Source organism: Ruoffia sp. FAM 26254 (assembly GCF_045528545.1).
Classification (GTDB): domain Bacteria; phylum Bacillota; class Bacilli; order Lactobacillales; family Aerococcaceae; genus Ruoffia; species Ruoffia halotolerans.
In genome coordinates this window covers 1-5606 of record NZ_JBGQQY010000077.1, presented here as the reverse complement: position 1 = coordinate 5606, position 5606 = coordinate 1, and the positions used below count along the sequence as shown (strand labels likewise).

Here is a 5606-nt window from a genome sequence, read left to right as displayed (position 1 = left end):
GTATGGTAACTTTATTATATAGGAATTCACTGGCTTTTGTGTACATACAAAAAAAGGTGTCAGTGAGATTTCTCTCACCAACACCAAAAATTCAAGAACCATTAAAGCAAATAGACGGCAAGAGATCCAATTATGGATCTCTTGCCGTCTATTTTATGTCTATAAATGTTCAACTTTACGATTGAAGAAACTCAGTCAACTGATCTTCATATGTAATAAATAGATTTTTCATAGCTCTAGAACTTGCTGTATACAGAATTCGCTTATCACGTTGTGAATGATAATGTTCGTTTGAAGCATTATGAATTAAGACATTATCAAATTCCAATCCTTTGGATAAACTAATTGGAATGATGGTTAGATTTAATCGATCCAATAGTTCTTGGCCAAAAGATTGTTCCAGTTCTTCAGCCTCAACCATTGTTTTAGTGATCAATGTTAATGCTTTTCCATCTAACTCTTGATTTACCGCTTCTAATAGCTTCAAATAGTCAGCTTGATTATCAACTTTAATAATTTTAGGTTCATTTCCAGCCGGTCGAATCGGAATAATTTCCCATTCATCGTTATTGGTTGCGAGCCGATTGAATAAGCGTGTGATTGATCCACTTGACCGGTAACTATTCACTAATTGATATAACTCAACTTTTTCTGAGCGGGCTGAGAAATTATTGATAATATCTTGGAATTTGATATTGGCGTTAAATATCGCTTGATTCTCATCCCCTACCATGGTAAATGCTGATTTAGGGAATAAGCTCACTAATAATCGAATTTGTGCTTCTGTATAGTCTTGTACTTCGTCTACTAGAACAAATCGCATATTTGTAAGTGATAATTTTTCAATGAAGCGATTATAAATGTAAATAAATGCAACCGCTTCATCTATGCTTAATATGCCATCTGGATTGAATTGATATACTTCTTGTGAGTATGCAAAATAAATTTTTTCAAAAATCCCTTGTAAATTAAACCAAGCTAAACCACGAATATCACGGGTTACTTGACTGTATTGAATTTGGACATATCTTTTGGCATATTTATTAATCGTTTGAGGTGAATCATCCGAAATCAGTTCATTAAAGAACTTTTGTTGTAAGGTTTCAGGTAATGACATCACTCGATCAATCACTTTAGGTTTTTGAGCTAATTTAGTCATTCGTCTCTCCCAATTACTTGATAATAATTGTCGCGTTGCTTGAATACGAGCAATTAAGGGAGAACTATCAGGCGTCTGTTCAAAAGCTTTAATGATTTTTTCAGTCGAAACAATTTCTTTGTCTTTACGTAAGACTGGATTAAAGAAATCCATATGTTGTAATATTAACTCTTCTGAGTCATTAATAAAATCAATAAAAGAAGTACTTCGAATAATCTCTGTTTGCTTCGGAACCTTGTGAATACTAATACGGTTAAAATACGTTTGTTCATCCTCTAATTCCATTGACAAGTGTCTCCCTACAAATTGTAAAAGCGTCATATTCAATGGCGTTTTCTCACCGAGTGATGGGAGCACATTAGATATATACGATACAAAATGCTCATTCGGAGACAATATTAGAATATTATCTGAGGTAATTTCTTTACGGTATGAATAGAGTAAATACGCAATTCTTTGCATAATCGTTGAAGTTTTTCCACTCCCAGCCACTCCATTGACTAAAATAATCGGATGTCTCGTATCTCGAATTATCACATTCTGCTCACTTTGAATGGTAGATGTAATATCTTGCATTAAACTCGAGCTATCTTGTTCTAGGGCTTCTAGTAATACATCATCTTGGATCGATACCGATGTGTCGAAGAACTTCAATAAAGTATCTTTGTCGATAACGAATTGTCTACGTTTATCAATTTCCACTTCAATTGTATTGCCATTCACTTCATATGCAGATTCTCCTGTTGTATTATTGTAGAATAACTCTGCGATTGGAGAACGCCAGTCATAGACAAACTTTGCGTAATTATCATCATCAAAACTATTAATACCTATGTAGAAAGATTCTGCTTCTTCATCATCTAGAAAATCAACGTCCACTTTACCAAAATATGGAGCATCTAATGATCGTTTGACATTTTCTAATAATTTTTCTGCGGAGATAATGCGTGAATTCATTTGGTCAATCTCGCGGTTCTTCATCTCAATTGTTGAAAAAGTGTCCATATTATCAGAAAAACTACTAAAATCTACCCGAACATCTTCGGACATCTTTTGTACAAAAGTAAGCCCCTCTTCACGAGCTTCTTTAACAAATGCATCGAGACTCTCTCTACTTTTTAACATTTTCTTATATACAAAGTCTAAATATTCCGCTTCTTTAGCAAATTCTTTCTCGTAATCATGCGAATTGTTCTGAGTCATAAACTGCATTCCCCTTTTCTTTACTACATCTTATTGAAAAAAATGCCGAATAGCTATCTTATACCGACTAAACGTATAATGCAACAACAAAATAGCTACCATTAGCAATTTTGTTGCTAACAATAGCTATAAATTTTATTTAATAGTTTGCACCTAATTTAAATCCACACCGTCTTTACGGTAAATATATTTTGGTTCATGTAATTCATCATTAAAAGAAACTATTAAGTCATGTTCTTTAAAGAACCACTCATCGTCTTTTTCAATAAAGAATAATAAGCCATTATCAGAAGTAAATGTAACAATTGGAGAATGCGGCTCTGTAGGTTCAACTTGTAATGCGAATGAATCTTGTACTGGACTACTTCCGTAGATCATAGTTTTAAAGCGAATTCCTGCACCTTCAGCTCTTCCAACTTCTTCTTCAAACCATTTGACTGCTTTATCTTCAACAATTAATTCCATATATATGTGCGTGGCATAATTAGCCACTTCCTCCTTTTATTATCACTACGCTTTGAGTATAAATGATTTTTATTATAATAACCAGTATTCTGCTTGAATAAATTGAATTGCTTATACGAGTTCATGCTGATAAGCATAGATAGTTGCTTGTGTGCGGTCATTTACTTCAAGTTTAGATAAGATATTCGAAACATGTGTTTTTACTGTTTTTAGCGTGATGAATAGCTCATCTGCAATTTCTTGATTGGTATACCCTTTTGAAACTAATAATAATACTTCTAATTCACGATTGGTTAAATCATCGTGTGCTTGTTTTTGTCTGGATTTATCTTCATATTCTAACAACTTACTTGTTACTTCAGGTCCCATCACCGTGTCGCCTTCGTAAGTCGCACGGATAGCATCCGCAATTTCACTGGCAGAAGATGTTTTTAATAAATAACTCTTAGCGCCGGCTTCAATCGCAGGATAGACTTTTTCGTCATCGATGAAAGATGTCACAATAATAATTTTGGCTTCTGGCCACTCTTCCATAATTTTTTGAGTCGCTTCTACTCCATCCATGACTTCCATCACCAAATCCATCAAGATGATGTCTGGTTTATCTTCTAATGCTTTGTGATAACCCATAAGACCATTTTCAGCCTCACCGATCACTTCGATGTCGGGTTGGACATCCAAGTAGGATGACACCCCTAAACGTACCATTTCATGATCATCGACTAGTAATACTTTAATCATACATTTACCTCTCTTCTCGAAATGGGAATTTGAATATCGATGGATGTTCCTTTACCAATTGAACTAATTATATTCAATATTCCGCCTAAACTCTTCACACGCTCTTCCATATTACGAAGCCCGTAATTACCTTTTTGTTTAGCTGTGCTCACATCAAACCCTTGCCCATCATCAATAATTTTTAATTGAATTGAATGTTTATCTTGAGTTAAATAAATTTCAACTTTATTCGCTTTCGCATGCCGCATCGTATTAGATATAGCTTCTTGTACGATTCGGAATAAGTGATCTTCAATCCCACTATCAACTTTTACGGGTGCAAGATTCCAATGAATTTCCATCGGGATCTTAGTATCTAATTCTTCTAATAAGTGTTTAATACCTTGATCGAGACGTTGATCCATTAAGTCAATCGGTCTTAAGTGAAGGAGTAAAGCCCGCATCTCAGTTTGGGCGTTTCCAATAATCTCTTCAACTTTTTTTACAGAGTTTGTTACCGACAACTCTTCTCTCTCAGCAACTTCACTAATAGCTGAAATCATCATCGTCGCAGCGAATAATTGCTGACTGACAGAATCATGCAACTCACGTGCAATCCGATTACGTTCATTCTCAATAATTTCTTCTTTAGTATCTTCACCTACAAACACTGGCGCTGCCGTATATTCTTGAAGATCAGCCGAAAGATCAACAATCTTATCCCGTAGTCGATTGATATCTTTCGCCGTTTGTCTTGAAGCATCAAACCAATTTCCGCCTTGTAATTCTTTGCGGAATATTTCATTTTGATACTTTCCTAATAGTAACCAATTAATTCGTGCTCTAATTTGTTCAAAAGGTGAACTCAGAGCAACTGTTAGTATAATTGCTAACACGATACTCAAAGTTAAGATAAAAGCGATAATAATCAAATACACTGGAATATTAAAAAACTCAACGGTAAACACCTCTGACAGTGTCATCACATTTAATTCAAAAATTAGAATTCCAAAAATAATGACGACAATGGCTGAAAAACTAACGAATTGAAAGATGAATAAATGAGTCCATAAACGAAAATTCATAAAATAATCACCTCAAGATCTCCAAATGTCACTGATACAATGACATTCACTTTTCGATTTGAGTCCCCATAATCTGGACTCATCCAACGGAAATTATCAGCTGTCAATGAATAACGTTGGGATTCAAATACGACCCCTCCTGAAATTGTACTGATATTTAACTTCACACCAATATCATTAGGAATAATTAATCGCGTTCGACCGAACAACTTTCTGATGATAATCGTCGTCTCTCCTTGAGGTAAGATTGTATTACCAAAATCCAAGATATGATTACCTCCGAACAGAACAATATTCACATCATCCCATTCAAATTCAACTTTCTTCTCTCTGTATGAATCAAAAATCGATTCTTGATCCAGAATCGTTCGCTGTTCACTTTGGGGTTCAATCAGTTTTACCCCTAAGTAATTACTTTCAGACTTCTTAGGTAAGATTAACGCATTTTTAAAATGAATTAACTCATTGCCATCTTTACTTCTGAATAAAATTAAAAACAAGATGATCACTAATAATAATACCCAAACTGATTGAATCATAAGCAAACTTAAGATAAGTAAAAATAAAGCTGCGACAAAAATTATTAAACGAAGGATACGATTTCCAATAAATAATCCGACGATAAATAGTATAAAAGATACTCCGATAAGACCTATAATTTTCCAGTCTAAAAAGATGTCAAATAATATAAGCACCAGACTAACCGCAAATACAATAAAAATGTTTTGTCTTAAAAAATTTTGCATATAACACCTCTGTTCCATAAAATTAGTATAACAGATTCTGAAGTAGAAAATGAATATCGCTTCCTATTTTCCGATAAAAAATAAGTCTGCCTTATAAAAAGACAGACTTATTAGGTTCTTGAATTTTTGGTGTTGGTGAGAGAAATCTCACTGACACCTTTTTTTGTATGTACACAAAAGCCAGTGAATTCCTATATAATAAAGTTACCATACATTACTAAAAGGAGA

General features: G+C 34.0%; 5 protein-coding genes. All 5 read right to left on the bottom strand.

Annotated features, from left to right (window positions below):
• Positions 1-175: 175 nt before the first annotated feature.
• On the bottom strand, positions 176-2362 hold the full coding sequence (gene helD / locus ACEN3Z_RS11485) for an RNA polymerase recycling motor HelD (RefSeq protein ID WP_407090942.1): 2187 nt from the start codon (positions 2360-2362) through the stop codon (positions 176-178).
• Positions 2363-2515: 153 nt separating this feature from the next.
• The gene (locus ACEN3Z_RS11480; protein WP_407090941.1) at positions 2516-2854 is read right to left on the bottom strand and encodes a HesB/YadR/YfhF family protein; all 339 of its coding nucleotides are present in this window, start codon (positions 2852-2854) and stop codon (positions 2516-2518) included.
• A gap of 84 nt (positions 2855-2938) precedes the next feature.
• Entirely contained in the window at positions 2939-3568 is a 630-nt protein-coding gene (locus tag ACEN3Z_RS11475; RefSeq protein WP_138404651.1) for a response regulator transcription factor, read from the bottom strand.
• Positions 3565-4632 carry a sensor histidine kinase gene (locus ACEN3Z_RS11470; protein ID WP_407090940.1) on the bottom strand — a complete coding sequence of 356 codons (1068 nt, stop codon included), beginning with the start codon at positions 4630-4632 and terminating at the stop codon, positions 3565-3567. The genes ACEN3Z_RS11475 and ACEN3Z_RS11470 overlap by 4 nt, the downstream gene beginning before the upstream one ends.
• Positions 4629-5327, bottom strand: coding sequence for a cell wall-active antibiotics response protein LiaF (gene liaF / locus ACEN3Z_RS11465; protein ID WP_407090939.1), 699 nt, complete (start codon positions 5325-5327; stop codon positions 4629-4631). The genes ACEN3Z_RS11470 and liaF overlap by 4 nt, the downstream gene beginning before the upstream one ends.
• Between the last annotated feature and the right edge of the window lie 279 nt (positions 5328-5606).

What these genes read in the sequence shown, in the direction of transcription:
- helD (WP_407090942.1), bottom strand. Translation starts at nt 2,362, where the DNA reads ATGACTCAGAACAATTCGCATGATTACGAGAAAGAATTTGCTAAAGAA.
- ACEN3Z_RS11475 (WP_138404651.1), bottom strand. Translation starts at nt 3,568, where the DNA reads ATGATTAAAGTATTACTAGTCGATGATCATGAAATGGTACGTTTAGGG.
- ACEN3Z_RS11470 (WP_407090940.1), bottom strand. Translation starts at nt 4,632, where the DNA reads ATGAATTTTCGTTTATGGACTCATTTATTCATCTTTCAATTCGTTAGT.